The 14,591-nt window shown below is 45.5% G+C and carries 13 protein-coding genes and 1 tRNA gene; 10 read left to right on the top strand and 4 right to left on the bottom strand.

Annotated features, from left to right (window positions below; translation table 11 throughout):
* The first annotated feature begins 180 nt into the window (after nucleotides 1-180).
* From MMA19_RS23345 to MMA19_RS23315, 7 genes are all read left to right on the top strand, one after another.
* The gene (locus MMA19_RS23345) at nucleotides 181-1,488 is read left to right on the top strand and encodes an isochorismate synthase MenF (RefSeq protein ID WP_038230150.1); all 1,308 of its coding nucleotides are present in this window, start codon (nucleotides 181-183) and stop codon (nucleotides 1,486-1,488) included.
* Nucleotides 1,485-3,197: a 2-succinyl-5-enolpyruvyl-6-hydroxy-3-cyclohexene-1-carboxylic-acid synthase gene (gene menD / locus MMA19_RS23340; protein ID WP_240207389.1), complete on the top strand. Its 1,713-nt coding sequence runs from the start codon at nucleotides 1,485-1,487 to the stop codon at nucleotides 3,195-3,197. The genes MMA19_RS23345 and menD overlap by 4 nt, the downstream gene beginning before the upstream one ends.
* Nucleotides 3,190-4,044 (top strand): 2-succinyl-6-hydroxy-2,4-cyclohexadiene-1-carboxylate synthase, encoded by an 855-nt coding sequence (gene menH / locus MMA19_RS23335; RefSeq protein WP_240207388.1) that lies wholly within the window; start codon nucleotides 3,190-3,192, stop codon nucleotides 4,042-4,044. Before menD ends, menH begins: the two co-directional genes overlap by 8 nt.
* A gap of 3 nt (nucleotides 4,045-4,047) precedes the next feature.
* Nucleotides 4,048-4,914, top strand: coding sequence for a 1,4-dihydroxy-2-naphthoyl-CoA synthase (gene menB / locus MMA19_RS23330; protein ID WP_006075264.1), 867 nt, complete (start codon nucleotides 4,048-4,050; stop codon nucleotides 4,912-4,914).
* 194 nt (nucleotides 4,915-5,108) lie between these two features.
* A complete protein-coding gene (gene menC, locus MMA19_RS23325) occupies nucleotides 5,109-6,110 on the top strand; it encodes an o-succinylbenzoate synthase (protein ID WP_240207386.1) in 1,002 nt (333 codons plus the stop codon).
* Nucleotides 6,111-6,113: 3 nt separating this feature from the next.
* Nucleotides 6,114-7,499, top strand: a complete 1,386-nt coding sequence (gene menE / locus MMA19_RS23320; RefSeq protein ID WP_240207384.1) for an o-succinylbenzoate--CoA ligase — start codon at nucleotides 6,114-6,116, stop codon at nucleotides 7,497-7,499.
* A 72-nt stretch (nucleotides 7,500-7,571) separates the two neighbouring features.
* The gene (locus tag MMA19_RS23315; RefSeq protein WP_006075267.1) at nucleotides 7,572-7,781 is read left to right on the top strand and encodes a hypothetical protein; all 210 of its coding nucleotides are present in this window, start codon (nucleotides 7,572-7,574) and stop codon (nucleotides 7,779-7,781) included.
* Here the strand turns inward: MMA19_RS23315 and MMA19_RS23310 are convergent.
* The 3 genes from MMA19_RS23310 to MMA19_RS23300 all read right to left on the bottom strand — a co-directional run bounded on the left by MMA19_RS23310 (nucleotide 7,726) and on the right by MMA19_RS23300 (nucleotide 11,303).
* On the bottom strand, nucleotides 7,726-8,652 hold the full coding sequence (locus tag MMA19_RS23310; protein ID WP_240207382.1) for a putative sulfate exporter family transporter: 927 nt from the start codon (nucleotides 8,650-8,652) through the stop codon (nucleotides 7,726-7,728). The genes MMA19_RS23315 and MMA19_RS23310 overlap by 56 nt on opposite strands.
* A gap of 170 nt (nucleotides 8,653-8,822) precedes the next feature.
* Nucleotides 8,823-10,697, bottom strand: coding sequence for an MFS transporter (locus MMA19_RS23305; protein WP_240207380.1), 1,875 nt, complete (start codon nucleotides 10,695-10,697; stop codon nucleotides 8,823-8,825).
* 15 nt (nucleotides 10,698-10,712) lie between these two features.
* Nucleotides 10,713-11,303, bottom strand: coding sequence for a TetR-like C-terminal domain-containing protein (locus MMA19_RS23300; protein ID WP_006075270.1), 591 nt, complete (start codon nucleotides 11,301-11,303; stop codon nucleotides 10,713-10,715).
* Nucleotides 11,304-11,566: 263 nt separating this feature from the next.
* Here MMA19_RS23300 and MMA19_RS23295 point away from each other — a divergent pair, with 263 nt between their 5' ends.
* From MMA19_RS23295 to MMA19_RS23285, 3 genes are all read left to right on the top strand, one after another.
* Complete coding sequence (locus MMA19_RS23295) at nucleotides 11,567-12,451, top strand: TIM44-like domain-containing protein (protein WP_062462786.1); 885 nt, start codon at nucleotides 11,567-11,569, stop codon at nucleotides 12,449-12,451.
* A gap of 134 nt (nucleotides 12,452-12,585) precedes the next feature.
* On the top strand, nucleotides 12,586-13,758 hold the full coding sequence (locus tag MMA19_RS23290) for a BamA/TamA family outer membrane protein (RefSeq protein ID WP_240207378.1): 1,173 nt from the start codon (nucleotides 12,586-12,588) through the stop codon (nucleotides 13,756-13,758).
* A gap of 82 nt (nucleotides 13,759-13,840) precedes the next feature.
* Entirely contained in the window at nucleotides 13,841-14,353 is a 513-nt protein-coding gene (locus MMA19_RS23285) for a GNAT family N-acetyltransferase (protein WP_240207376.1), read from the top strand.
* A gap of 101 nt (nucleotides 14,354-14,454) precedes the next feature.
* On the opposite strand, the gene MMA19_RS23280 is transcribed toward MMA19_RS23285, so the two are convergent.
* Nucleotides 14,455-14,539 (bottom strand) — tRNA-Tyr (locus MMA19_RS23280).
* Nucleotides 14,540-14,591: the final 52 nt, after the last annotated feature.

The raw sequence follows: 14,591 nt of genomic DNA, 5'->3' as shown, positions 1-14,591 counted from the left end.
TTGGCTTTTGAAAGAATAAAAATCTGCCTAAAGTGAAAATTAAAGATTGGATATGAATTCAGTGGCAATGAGCCACTTAACATTGCGAACAATTAAAGCGCGTGTTGCTTGATCTATGTAGTTGGTATAAATAGAGTATCTCGTGTATATAAGATTAAAAGTTACAGTTTTGAGGTTGATTTGTCTCATTTAACAAAAGCCATCACTCAGCTTGTTGAAAAACTAGAGCGTGCGCCACAAGGCACCAAACGACTAGAGCAAGAATTGCAGGGTTCACCAAAGACTCATGGCATCGACTGGTTGGACGCTCAGCCTCATTATCCTAAGTTCTATTGGCAGTCGAGAGATACCCGTGAAGAAGTGGTTGCTCTCGGTCAGCTTCATACTTTTTCTGAAGCAGCTCCTGCTTATACGATCCTCAGTGAAAACCAGCGAGTATGGGGTGGTCGCTCTTTTGATGGCCATTCAGACAAAAACCGTCGTTGTATGTCGGCATTCTTTTTCCTACCTCAAGTTGAGTTGATTCGTTTCGATGAAGGATGGCGTTTGGCGGTTAACATTGGAATGAGCAAAGAGGTATCAATTAGGGCCTTGAAGCAACTCGTTGCCGATGCAAAGGAACTCGCGCCACTAGCGAGTGACATCGTCTCATTGCGTCATACACCAGAGAAAACACAGTGGTGTGATTTGGTTGATGATGTTTTAGCAGGAATTCAACAAGATAAATTCAAGAAAGTGGTCTTGGCTCGTAAAACCTGCGTTGATCTCAAGCACTCCATATCTCCTGCGCAGCTACTCAAAGCAAGTTATGCTCAAAACCATCATAGCTTCCATTTTTTGATGGCTTTGTCGCCTGGTCACGCATTTGTAGGCTCAACGCCTGAACGCCTCTATCGAAGAGTAGGGCAGGAGTTAGAGACAGAAGCCTTGGCGGGTACGATTGGTCGAGGTGGCAATGCCGCTCAAGATATGGAACTTGCCAATTGGTTGACTCAAGATGACAAGAACATCAATGAGAATCAGTACGTTGTGGATGATATTCTGCAAAGCCTATCGCCACATTCAGATCAAGTGCATTTAGAAAGCGAACTTCGCTTAGTTCGCTTGCGTAAAGTTCAACATCTAAAAAGAAACATCTTGGCGCATTTGCACAAGGGTATTAATGGTGTGCAATTGCTACAAGCGTTGCAGCCAACAGCTGCGGTTGCGGGGCTTCCAAGAGCAGAAGCAATGCAGTATATCCAGCAGAACGAACCTTTTGCGCGTGGTTGGTACGCTGGTTCAGTGGGCTATCTAAGCCATGAAAAAGCAGAGTTTTGTGTCGCGATTAGAAGCGCGCTATTGGTCAAAGATGAGCTACAACTCTTCGCGGGTGCGGGGATCGTGCCTGGTTCCATCGCCGAACATGAATGGCAAGAGTTGGATAAAAAGATGTCCACGTTATTAAGTCTAATTTCTGACCAACCGTCATTAGGTGTTGCGTCATGAGTCACAACCAAGCTGCTTTAAATAGGGTTTGGACGGAAATACTGATAGAAGAACTCTATCGCCAAGGGGTAAGACACGTATGCATTGCTCCGGGTTCACGCTCAACCCCGCTTACTCTTGAGGCTGTTGCTCACCCTGAGTTGACCGTTCACACACACTTTGACGAGCGTGGTTTAGGTTTCTTGGCGTTAGGTCTTGCCAAGTCAAGCCAATCACCTGTTGCGGTTATTGTTACATCTGGCACTGCAGTCGCTAATTTACTTCCTGCGGTTGCTGAGTCTAAGTTGACTAAAGAGAAGCTGGTTTTACTGACCTCTGATCGTCCCATTGAGTTAGTCGACTGTGGTGCTAATCAAGCCATCGTGCAGTCTGGAATCTTCTCACAACATGTGACGGAGACCGTTAATCTGCCATCGCCGACAACCCAGATTTCGCCAACGTGGATATTATCTACAGTTGACCATGCGTTATCAGTTCAAAAAGTGAATGGCGGTAGTATTCACTTCAACTGTCCGTTCCCTGAACCATTATATGGTGGAGACGATAAGCGTTCGTTCTCAGCCTATTTGCAACCCATAGCGAAATGGCGAAATAGCAAGGCCTGCTTTGTCGACTACCATACGGTTAGCGTTACTGACTATACGGCGGAGCATAGTGCATTAAGACTCGGTGACAGAAAAGGTGTCATTGTCGTAGGCAGTGTAACTCTCGCGATTGCCAAGCAAGCAAAGTTACTGGCGCAGAAGTTAGGTTGGCCAATTCTGCTCGACCCTCAATCGGGTTTGGGAGGTGACTGGCAGCGTTATGATATTTGGCTTCAGAATCCGCAAGCAGCAGACATGCTTTCAAGTGCCGATACTGTACTCCAAGTAGGTGCAAGGCTGGTTTCGAAAAGGCTGAATGCTTGGCTAAAGCAGCAATCTCTGGACAGTGATTACCTAGTGCTGAGTGAATTTGGCGAGCGGTTAAACCCAGATCACGTTGCGTTGAAACATTGTCAGGTGTCAATTCCTCTATGGTTAGAGTCAGCCATAGAAACAGTGGAGCACAGCAGAAATATCGGGTGGGGGGATGAATTAAAATCTTATGCCCAACTCGTAACGACATTAATGCCTACTCGCTCACACCTGACCGAATTTGATGTTGCCAGTAGCATTGAGCGACTACCGCTAGACATTAGTGTTTTTATGGGTAATAGCCTTATCGTAAGGTTAGCGGATATGTTAACTAACCCGCTTGGCATCGAAACTTATAGTAATCGAGGCGCATCAGGTATTGATGGTTTGGTCGCTTCTGCCAATGGTGTTCATCGCGATAAAGGTAAGTCGATGGTGCTTTATTTGGGTGATACATCACTGCTCTATGATTTGAATTCACTGTCACTTTTTAGCCGCACACAAGCGCCTTGCGTAATCGTTGTGACTAACAATGATGGGGGGGCGATATTTGATATGTTGCCTGTGCCGCAAGACAAAAAAGTACGCTGTTATCAAATGCCCCATGGCTTAAACTTTGAACATGCGGCGGCCCAGTTTGGTTTGCAATATAGCGCACCTAAATCACGTGAAGACTTAGAGACACAAATTCAACATCATTTATTAAGTGGGAAAGGCACTCTATTGATTGAAGTGCTTACCGCTGCCGACGAAGTGGCAAGTTTGATTCGTCAACTAAGTCAAGACATTAGTACTTATCAGACTCATGCTTAATAGTCAGTTCACAACGTCCCTCCAAGCTCATACTGAAGATAAGCCTCTGTTGGTTTTCTTACATGGCTTTTTAGGGGCGGGTGACGACTTTCACACCGTTAGTGAATACCTTCCAAACTACAACAAGCTGTTTATCGATTTACCGGGACATGGTCAAAGTCAGTCGATCCAAAGCACAAGTTTTAGTGATGTTTGCAGATTGATCCATTCAACCATACTAAAATGTATTGAAACACAAAACCTCAGTGCTACAGTGCCCATCTTTTTGGTGGGGTACTCGTTGGGTGCTAGGTTGTCGATGTACTTTCTCTGTGAGTATGAGGGAGCAGATAATCAACTGCTGCCACTCACTATGGCTGGTGTCGTCATTGAAGGTGGAAATTTTGGACTGTGCTCAGAACATGCCCGTCAGGATAGATTTGCAAATGACTTAGCATGGGCGCATCGCTTCAAAAATGATGATATTGCAGAGGTTTTGGGCGATTGGTATCAACAACCAGTGTTTTCTTCATTAAATCATGAGCAAAGACAAGATTTGATTGCTAAACGTAGTGTTAACCTTGGTGACAAGCTAAGTCATATGCTGATGACGACTTCACTAGCTCACCAGCCTAACCTGCTGCCAAAAATCCAGCAGCTTCGATTTAGTAACGGTAATCGACCTCTGTATATCGTGGGTGAACGAGACACAAAATTTACTGCGTTAGCTCAAGATAGCAACCTTGATTTTAAGGTGATTGTGGGAGCTGGGCATAATGTACACAAAGAGCAACCTAAGGCCTTTGCCTCGGTGTTGCTGAGTTATCTAGAACAAATGGGTTTAAACCCAAAAGAAAAATTGGAATAGATCATGGCTAAAACAGTTGGACTAACAGAAGAAGAACTTTACGCACCGGTTAATTGGGCGGACGTAACGGGCGATTTTGAAGAAATTCAATATCATAAATCTGAAGATGGCATCGCGAGAATCACGATTGCACGCCCACAAGTTCACAATGCATTTACCCCAAAAACAGTCAGCGAAATGATTAAAGCACTGGCTGACGCTCGTTACGACGAGGGTGTTGGAGTCATTATTCTTACTGGATTAGGTGAAAAAGCCTTCTGTTCTGGTGGCGACCAAAGTGTTCGTGGCGACTATGGCGGTTACCAAGATGATTCAGGTACACATCACCTCAATGTGTTGGACTTCCAACGTCAAATTCGTACTTGCCCTAAACCTGTTATCGCTTCGGTAGCTGGCTGGGCCGTTGGTGGCGGTCATGTTCTACACATGATGTGTGATCTAACGATTGCAGCAGAAAATGCACAGTTCGGTCAAACGGGTCCTAAAGTTGGTTCATTTGATGGAGGTTGGGGCGCGTCTTATATGGCTCGCATCGTTGGCCAGAAAAAAGCTCGTGAAATTTGGTTCTTATGCCGCTTCTACGACGCACAAGAAGCTCTGGATATGGGCTTAGTGAACACGGTTGTACCACTAGAGGATTTGGACAAAGAGACTGTTCGTTGGTGTCGTGAAGTACTTCAACATAGCCCAATGGCACTTCGATGCTTGAAAGCCGCCCTGAATGCTGACTGTGATGGTCAAGCTGGCCTACAAGAGCTAGCGGGCAACGCGACCATGATGTTCTACATGACTGATGAAGGTCAGGAAGGACGGAATGCATTTAATGAGAAGCGTCGTCCAGACTTCAATAAGTTCCCAAGAAACCCGTAACCATCGGCTCCAAGGTACTATCAGCCTTGGCGTCATTTTTGTTTGGCCATATTTAGATACATTTTATCGATAGTTTGCTCAAGTAATTTGGGAACTCTTGTAGTGAAATGTGGCCTAACAACGGTGTATTCAACGTCGTCGACTCTCTCATTTTTAGTTGACGACGTATACTTCCTATGAAGTGGGACTCTACTATGAGACAAGCAAAACTCTACCGCTACTGTCTGCCTATGGACAGCGGTGTTATTCTTCGAGAACAAAAACTTACTCACCGAGACGGTTGGATTGTAGAACTGTCTGAAGACGGCCAGACAGGCTTAGGTGAGATAGCCCCTCTACCTGGATTCAGCCAAGAAACGTTTGAGCAAGCCGGCATAGAAGCACAAAGCCAATTAGAGCAATGGGTCAATGGCAAAGACATAGACTTGGAAGTATGCGTGCCTTCTGTCGCGTTCGGCCTGTCTGCCGCATTAATGGAGCTTGCTCACACGCTTCCTCAAACCGGCAATTATCGTGCGGCTCCTTTGTGTAGTGGTGACCCGGACGAACTGATACCTATCTTGAATAACATGCAAGGTACTAAAGTTGCCAAGTTTAAAGTAGGGCTGTACGAAACGATAAGAGACGGGATGTTAGTCAGTCTTTTCCTCGAATCGATTCCAGACCTTACTCTGCGACTTGACGCTAATAAAGCATGGACTTTGGACAAAGCTAAGCAGTTTGCCAAACACATTTCCCCATCGCTCAGACAGCGTATCGCGTTTGTTGAGGAGCCTTGCCAAACACCCGGTGATAGCGTGTCGTTTGCCTTAGATACGGGGATTGCTATTGCTTGGGATGAAACACTACAGGCCGCGATTAAAGAGCCTGACTTTTCGGTGAAAGAGTTAACAGGTGTCAAAGCGTTAATCATCAAACCAACCTTAATCGGCAGCTTTGATAAATGTATTCGTTTGATCGAAGAAGCGAGAAGCCATGCTATTCGAGTCGTTATTAGCTCAAGCTTAGAGAGTAGCATTGGTCTTGGACAGTTAGCTCGCTTTGCTCACTGGCAAGTGCCAGCAGAAACACCAGGTTTGGATACCATGCAGCTTTTTGGTGCTCAGCTCGAAACACCGTGGCCAGGTTGCTTGCTTCCTGTCGAGCGTCTAGCAGACCAAACTTTGGTTTGGCAATCTGAATCCGTGGACAGCTAGTCAGTGGTTTTATCACACTTTTGGGAGCACTGGGCTCAGTCTGCTCCCAACGACATTGCCTTAATTACTCCTCAACGCCAACTGACGTGGGTCGATGTTAAACAACAAGTCGATCAATATCGACAGTTGCTTATTAATAAGGCCATCAGTCAGGGTCAGGTGGTTTGCCTTATTGGTCGTGCTGAGGAAGCGTTAGTCTTCGCTTATCTCGCTTGCCTCGCTCATGGTGCGGTGCCTGCGATTATTGCCGTGCAATCACGTGAATTACTTGAAGCCAAACTGTCCTCTCTATATCTAGACGGTGAGCGTGCTGTGGTTTGGGATTGTAGTGACTCGACGTGGCTACCAAGTTTGTACTTCCTTTCTCGAGGGACTGAATCGCGACAGTCGTTGGTCCCCGAAAATGTTGATATCGCCTCCATTATCTTTACATCTGGTTCAACAGGGTGTCCAAAAGCCGTTGTGCATGGTAGAGAGCAACATATAGCCTCTGCTAGTGGTTTACTTGAGCGCTTTCGTTTCACTGTCGGAGATTGCTGGTTATTGAGCCTGCCTATGTACCATGTCTCAGGGGTAGGTATTGTTTGGCGTTGGCTACAAGCTGGTGCAACGCTCAAAATTGCTAGCGGTGACTTTTGCAAAGACATCTCAGACGTAAGTCACGCCTCGCTGGTGTCTACGCAGCTTAAACGGATTATTGATAATCAATGGCAGACTAAGTTAGAGCGAGTACTACTCGGTGGTAGCCACATTCCTTTGTCACTAATCCAACAAGCAAAAGCCCGACATATCGATGCATGGATGGGTTATGGTATGACGGAAACCGCTTCGACAGTGACCGCCAAACCAGTAGATGAGTGGCCATCATCGGGGCATATTCTTCCGCGACGAGAGCTAAAGTTAAGTAACAATCGTATTTTTGTGTCGGGTGAGACCTTAGCCAAAGGCTACTATTGGCAAGGTCAAATTCTGCCACTGGCATTGGAAGGGAAATGGCTGGATACCAGAGATCTCGGAGAGTGGGTCAATGGCAATGAGCTAAGAGTTGTTGGTCGTGCTGACAATCTGTTTATTTCGGGTGGCGAAAACGTACATTGTGAGGAGGTCGAAGCTGCTCTCAATGCACAGCCAACGATTACTCAGAGCATTGTAGTGGCGGTAGAAGATGAAGAATATGGGGCGCGATGTGTTGCAGTAGTGCAATCAACTGCATTGCCAACGGTCTCTGAACAGCGGCAAAAGCTTGCGGATTCGTTACCAAAATTCAAACAGCCGATCGCCTATTTCTTCTTGCCTGAGTCTCTTTCGCAATCGGGAATTAAAGTCTCACGTGCTGAAGTGAAAAAATGGCTATCGCAACATCAATCCAATTATGTAGTTATTTCATAGTCCAAAACTGAATTTTCATTACCTAATAGGCTCACCATAATATGAGACATGGAAAAACAGTGAGCCTATGGAATGAACAAATTACTGGTTATCGCAATTGCCCTTCAACTGGCGCTTGCCTTCTCAACAGATGGACTGACAAGAGCGCTTGCGGAACTGACAGCGTTTTTGTTGACTGTAGTGTTGTTCTTCAATGTAAAACAAGGAAAAACAGCAGACCCTGAGACTAAACGAGCGTTAGCCAAGCTAGAGAAGTCGCCGAAATCAACAACCACATCGTAACGCCAAACACCATCGGCTTACTCCCTGCCTGTTTAAGCTTCTCAATTGAGATACTGCAACCAATCAAGAATAGACACACGACCAACAGCTTTTTCGAGACATCAAAAATTCCCTGATATACCACTTCGAACTGAGGTAAGTAGTCGCTTACTAAGATTGCGATACAGTAAAACAAAATGAAGTAAGGGATAGTGATTTTATTTTGCTTGTTGCTAAAAATAGCTGCACTTACTAGGGCAACAGGAATAATCCATAGCGCACGGGCCAGCTTTAGTGTTGTTGCTGTCGTGAGTGCTTCCTCACCATAAGCGGAAGCCGCACCGACCACGGATGACGTGTCATGGATGGCGATCGCTGCCCACGTACCGAAAGTATGTTGATCGAGACTTAGCGCGTGACCAATGACGGGAAATACGAATAAGGCGACAGAATTTAGTACGAATACAGTTGCAAGAGCGATACCGATCTTTTCATCATCTGCGTTGATCGCCGGTGCAACAGCGACAATAGCACTACCACCACAGATAGCAGTACCTGATGAAATAAGGTAACCCGTTTGTTTGTCCAATCCCATGCGGCGTGCCAAGAACCAACCGATGACTAACGTGCCAACTATAGTCACTACGATGATTCCAATCCCATCGCTGGTGGCTTGCATGGCTTGATCTAAATGGATCCCAAAACCAAGTCCGACAATGGAGTAGGCGAGCAACTTTTTAGTGAATTTTGCTAATGGTAGCGTGGTTGGCACTAGGCTAAAAGTTGTTAAAAAGAAGCCAAGTATCAGTGCAATTGGCGAGGAAACCCAGGGGGTGAGACAAGCAAGAATTGCGAGAAAAAACAGAGGGTATGAGCGTAACTGGGTGAGCATGGAGTACCTTTAATAAAAAGGCGAGAATTTTCTCGCCACATAAAGGAATTGTATGAATTTCGCTAGATCAACAAAACCTAAAATTTCTTAACGAGCGTTCAGTAAAACTAAACGTTCGTTGTTTTGATATGAACAACATCGAAATAAACGAACAAAATCGCTTATGGCGATCAGCGATAATCACCACGAAGTGTTGCAACTTTTTCGAACATCGCGGCACTTGATGCTTCTTCAGGAGCTACCGGTGCTCCCGCTTCTAATTCCAGCTTAGCTCTAAAGCGAGTTGGAAGCCCTTTACACGCGCGGCCTTTATGTCGACTAAAATAGCTGCCCCATAATCCCTTTAACGCCATTGGGATGACAGGCACAGGAGAGCGGCGCAGGACAATATCAATACCACGCATAAATTCATTCATCTCACCATCTGAGGTTAGACGTCCTTCAGGGAAAATGCAGACAATCTCCCCTTCAGCTAAAGCTTGTTCGATATCGTTAAACGCTCTTCGAATAGAACCTTTGCGAGAAGAGGAGATAGGTATGACCCCAGCACGTCGTAAAAAGCGACGAACGGGTTTGTAGTTCGCGTAGTCTTCTTCCATGACAAAACGTATGAGTCTTGGGCTTGCCGCACTCATCACCAACGCATCCATATAGCTCACATGATTGCAGACAATCAAGGCGCCACCTTTTTCTGGTAGGTGATGCAGATTTTTATGGGTGATACGGTACATGATGGTAGTGAGTACCCAAATAAGGAAACGAACCACGAAGATAGGAGCTTGCAAAAATAGGTAAGTCGCCATCATAAAGTTCATCAGAGCTAGCACAAGGAACAGTTCGACAATAGTGAGTTCCAGCAATGACAGTCCTACGATACCTAAAACTGCACTTCCAACCATAAATAGCGAGTTATAGATATTGAGGGCAGCAATCACTCGGGCACGTTCAGTTTCTTTAGCCTGTTGTTGCATCAGCGCGTACAAAGGGACGATAAACAATCCACCGGACATGCCGAGTAACAATAAATAGCCAAAAACAGGCCATAAGCTAGAGTGGGAAATAAACTCGCTGAATGAAGTAAACTGAGGTAGCTCTGATGGAACTGCAAAAGCCATAAGCGCGCCAAAAATGGTAATGCCAATGCTGCCTATTGGCACGATGCCGACATCAATGCGATTCTTAGACATCTTATCGCACAACATAGATCCGAGAGCGATGCCTACAGAAAAAAGTGCAAGTAGGAATGAAACGGCCGCTTCATTACCCATCAAATGTATTTTGGTGAAATTCGGAAACTGCGTTAGGTAAGCTGCGCCCAAGAACCAGAACCAACTAATGGCCATGATACATTGGAATACTACGCGGTCTTGGTGAGCAATTTTAAGTGTTTCTTTAGTTTGTTTTACGGGTTGCCAGCGAAATTTTAGTTCCGGTGCAGCCGCAGGCGCTTCTGGAATAGAGCGACTTGAAATGTAGCCAGCCAAGGCAAACAAAACTACACATCCAGCAGCGACGTATTTCGCGCTTTCTGCTGAAGCTATAATGCCGGCGCCTAAGGTTCCCAACAGGATGGCAAGGAAGGTGCCAGTTTCAACCAATGCATTGCCGGACAAAAGTTCGTTCGGTTTCAGTTGCTGTGGCAGAAGAGCGTACTTTACTGGACCAAAAAACGCAGACTGTGTGCCCATTAAGAACAGCAATAATAATAAAATGCCATAGCTTTCAGTAATAAAGCCAATTGCGCCGAGACACATAATTGCGATCTCAGCCAGCTTTACTTTTCTGATGAACCATGACTTTTCGTATTTGTCGGCAAGTACACCTGCTGAGGCAGAAAACAGAAAGAACGGCAAAATGAATAGACCGGCCGCTAAGTTAATAAACAGGTTACTAGAGATTGGCAGAACCTGTGGTCCTGCAAATGCGACAAACAACAATAAAACGTTTTTAAAAATATTGTCGTTAAACGCGCCAAAGAACTGAGTCACAAAGTAGGGCAGAAAGCGCCTTTGAGATAACAGAGACGCAGATTTCGTATGTGGCATTACCTTTCCTTTTGATTACCAGCTTTGTAAATACTTTGAGATTAGATCTTTGATTAGCTCATCGCCATCGACGGGCTCTGAAGCAAAGAATTTGTCGTCAACACTGAGCAGTGTGATGCCATGAACTCCAGCCCACAGTACGCGACTGGCACGAAGGACTTCTGAGTGAGACTTTTCCGGTTTATAGACTGAAAGCAAGCTCTCCAGCATGCCTGTCATCCCATCGATACGTTGTGATTGCCATTCCGGGAGCGTATCACCGTTCATGTTGTGTTCGAAAATTAATTGCCAACGATACGGGTATTTCTTGGCAAACTCGTGATAACAGCTCGCGAGAGCATATAAGGCTTCTTCGACATTATCAGCTTCATCCACAACCGCTTTTGCTTCCTGTGATAGCTCATCTAGAGTGCGAGCGACAGCGTGCAGTAGTAGCAGATTATAACTGCCAAATACATTCACTAGTGTGCTGGGAACATAACCAATCAGAGTGGCAATCTTCCGAAGGCTAAGCGTGTGATAAGAGTTTTCGCTAAGGTAGTCTTTTACCGTCGTGAGCGTAAGCTCAACAAGCTCTTCCCTGGTATGATCGTTTCTGCGGGCCATGGTTGCGGATCGTTAATTGAACACGGTTCGTTATTTTAGAGGTGTCATGATTAAGCGTCAACTAATGAAGCCTTGTATTGCAGGCTTTGCGCATAGTTTTGAATGCGGTTCTATCTAGCTCGTAACATACGTGCAATATTCTGAAACATGTCGAGGCATCAGAGTGTTTCCTTTAATGCTAAGCTCAGTATATTATGCTTGATGGGTCGTAGTTCATGTATAGTGGTTACGGCTTAACGTAACAATATAACTAAAGGTCTAGAATGAAACGTTTATTTTCTTTCGTCGCTCTGCTTGTTCTTGCAGTAGCGGTGAATCCGGTAGCTGAAGCGAAGAAGTTCGGTGGCGGTAAATCATTCGGTAAGAGCTTTAAAACAGCTCCAGCTCCGAAACAACAGCAACAGAACACAAATAACATCAGCAGACAGGATCAAAACAAAGCTGGTAGCAGCAAAAAAGGTTTGATGGGCGGTCTTCTAGGCGGTCTATTGGCTGGTGGTTTGTTAGCGGCGTTCTTTGGTGGTGCCTTTGAAGGCATCAACTTCATGGACATCCTAATCTTTGGCCTGATTGCATTCGTAATCTTCAAGTTTATGCGAGGGATGCTTGGTGCCAAGCAAGGCAGCATGAATCAGCAGCGACAGCAACCCGCGTTTGGTGGCAACACGCGCAACCAATTTGAGCAGCAACCAAACTTCCAAAACTTCGAGCAGCCGCAAAACGGTGGCGCAGCGACAGGTGGTTTTGGTGCAGCTGGTCATAGCGATGTTCCGCACAACTACCCACCAGGTTTCGATCAAGCGGCATTTCTAAATGGTGCTCGTGAACACTATCGAATCCTGCAAGGTGCATGGAACCATAACGAACTTCATACCATTGAAGAGTATGTATCGCCAAGCCTACTTCAAGATCTTATGGCTGAGCGTGCAAAACTAGAGGGCGAGCAGCATACTGACGTTATGTACGTAGATGCGGAAATTGTTCGCGCAGACTTCGATGCAAACAAAGCACAGCTGAGCTTGCAGTTCTCGGGTCGTTACCGTGATGCGGTAGAAAGCATCGAAGAGGATATCGAAGATATTTGGCACTTAGAGCGCGATCTTACTGTACCTAACGCGCCATGGCTGATCGTCGGTATTCAAGGTTAATTACCTAAAAATTATGCCAAAAACCGCAGTCTGACCACTGCGGTTTTTTTGTATTTTGCGCAAATAATTTCACAATTTTGCTGCTGTTTTATTCTATAATTCGGCCTCTCTTTTCTGATACATATAAATTATCCATGCACCAGACATTTTCTAGATTCGCACTTGTGCTTTGCGCTTCTTTGGCGACCACGACTTCATTGCATGCTGAAGAATCAGTGGTGCCTTTATTTGAGGCGACACCTAATCCAACAACAGACACTCTGGATGATGTGTTGAGTATATTTGGTGCAGAGCAAGAGTATGACGCTCAGCAAGGACTTAACTCGAGCTATATTCCAGCCGTGTTCTATACCCCAGAGCAAGGCTTAGGGCTTGGTCTTTTGTATGTTGGCCTTTATGGTGAACTGTCAGAGGGGGCGGGACAACCTTCGTCTATGGTTATCAACCCATATGCTTCTAGTAACGGATCAATGGGTATTACGTTCAGTAACAAGCACTTCTACAATTCGGGTAACGACCGCATTTTCACTGACATAAAAGTATTTGATGATGCCGCCGTCTACTACGGTCGCGGCTACGAGAACGGCCAACAAGACGATAATAAGGTCAACTTTAAAGAGCAAGTCATTGATATCAAACCAACGTGGTTGACTAGAGTGAAAGGCGATTATTTCTTAGGTCTCGGCGGTAACATCAAATCGGTGCGCCCTCATGAAAAGGAATTTGATAATCAGTCAGCGGACTACCTTGCTGATGAGCTAACCGATAACACCAGCTATGGTGTGTTTTTATCTAATGTTTATGACACACGTGATAATGTGACCAATGCTTCTAAGGGAACGCTACTGCAAGCGGATATCGGTTATTACCATGATGCAACCAACTCCGCAGATTTTGGTAAATATTCACTGAAAGCTTCACAGTACCATTCACTGGCACCTGTGCCAGGATTACTGGCTTGGCAAGTACAAGCGAACTTAACTTCCGGGGATGTGCCATGGAATCAACTGCCCGATCTTGGTGGTGCTGATGCTATGCGTGGTTACATACTTGGCCGCTACCGTGACAACCAGATGATGATGGGACAAGTCGAGTACCGCTTGCCAGTGTATTGGCGAGTAGGTGTCGTGTTCTGGGGTGCAGCTGGCACCGTTGCCGATGACGTTTCAGGACTTTGGGACAATACACTTGCGAGTGCTGGTACGGGTTTGCGCTTAAAGATCAAAGACAAGGTTAATGTGCGTGCTGATATCGGTTATGGTGAACATGGTGGTACCTTCTATTTCCATGTTAACGAAGTCTTCTAAACAGAATTTTTGCGTTGGTTATGTGCATTAGGGTTATGCATTTAGCAAGCGCAATCAAAAATATTAAGGGTTGATAGCTTATATGGACATATCCATATCGCTTGTTGAGCTGGAAGATTGTCACGCTTTGTTATTGTTTGAACGGCAGAACAAAGCGTGGTTTGAGCAGCATATTCCTCCAAGGGATGACGGCTTCTACAGTCAACAAGGTGTGGAAGAACATATTCGTGAACTGGTACTGTTTCATAGAGCGAAACTTTGCTACCCAATGCTCATTCGTAATAACGAAGGAGAGATTTGCGGTCGAATTAATCTCAATGTCTCTGAAGCCGACATGAGTTATGCGGAGGTGGGTTATCGAATCGGCGAGGCCTATACGGGAAAAGGTGTCGCTAGTTTTGCGTTGTCACTGCTCTTAGATTACGCAAAAAAAACTGCCGGTCTGAAAACCCTCAAAGCGCACGCATTAACGTCGAACTTGGCCTCACAAAAAGTGCTTGAGAATAATCAGTTCAAGCGCATAGAAAAGATCAAAGACTTTGCGGTACTTCATGAGATCCGCTCAGATGCATATTTATATCAGCGTGAGATTTAGAGTCTAAACTAAACTCGAAAATAGGTTGGCAGGTAGTGATGTCAGCAATACAAAGTGGTAATAACAAAAAAGCCGACTCAGTGAGTCGGCTTTCGTTTGTATGGTGGGGGGGGACGGATTCGAACCATCGAAGGCAGTGCCGTCAGATTTACAGTCTGATCCCTTTGGCCACTCGGGAACCCCCCCAGGGTTTTTATACTTGTTTCGCCGTTTTCCCAACGCAGCGCTTCAAGTTTGT

Source organism: Vibrio sp. CyArs1, assembly GCF_022432925.1.
Taxonomy (GTDB): Bacteria; Pseudomonadota; Gammaproteobacteria; order Enterobacterales; family Vibrionaceae; genus Vibrio; species Vibrio mediterranei.
The sequence above is the reverse complement of the archived record's forward strand: the minus strand, read 5'-3'. Positions and strand labels throughout refer to the sequence as shown.

Coding starts and splice junctions, on each gene's coding strand:
- menD (WP_240207389.1), top strand. CDS start 1,485: ATGAGTCACAACCAAGCTGCTTTAAATAGGGTTTGGACGGAAATACTG.
- menH (WP_240207388.1), top strand. CDS start 3,190: ATGCTTAATAGTCAGTTCACAACGTCCCTCCAAGCTCATACTGAAGAT.
- menB (WP_006075264.1), top strand. CDS start 4,048: ATGGCTAAAACAGTTGGACTAACAGAAGAAGAACTTTACGCACCGGTT.
- menC (WP_240207386.1), top strand. CDS start 5,109: ATGAGACAAGCAAAACTCTACCGCTACTGTCTGCCTATGGACAGCGGT.
- MMA19_RS23315 (WP_006075267.1), top strand. CDS start 7,572: ATGAACAAATTACTGGTTATCGCAATTGCCCTTCAACTGGCGCTTGCC.
- MMA19_RS23310 (WP_240207382.1), bottom strand. CDS start 8,652: ATGCTCACCCAGTTACGCTCATACCCTCTGTTTTTTCTCGCAATTCTT.
- MMA19_RS23305 (WP_240207380.1), bottom strand. CDS start 10,697: ATGCCACATACGAAATCTGCGTCTCTGTTATCTCAAAGGCGCTTTCTG.
- MMA19_RS23300 (WP_006075270.1), bottom strand. CDS start 11,303: ATGGCCCGCAGAAACGATCATACCAGGGAAGAGCTTGTTGAGCTTACG.
- MMA19_RS23295 (WP_062462786.1), top strand. CDS start 11,567: ATGAAACGTTTATTTTCTTTCGTCGCTCTGCTTGTTCTTGCAGTAGCG.
- MMA19_RS23290 (WP_240207378.1), top strand. CDS start 12,586: ATGCACCAGACATTTTCTAGATTCGCACTTGTGCTTTGCGCTTCTTTG.
- MMA19_RS23285 (WP_240207376.1), top strand. CDS start 13,841: ATGGACATATCCATATCGCTTGTTGAGCTGGAAGATTGTCACGCTTTG.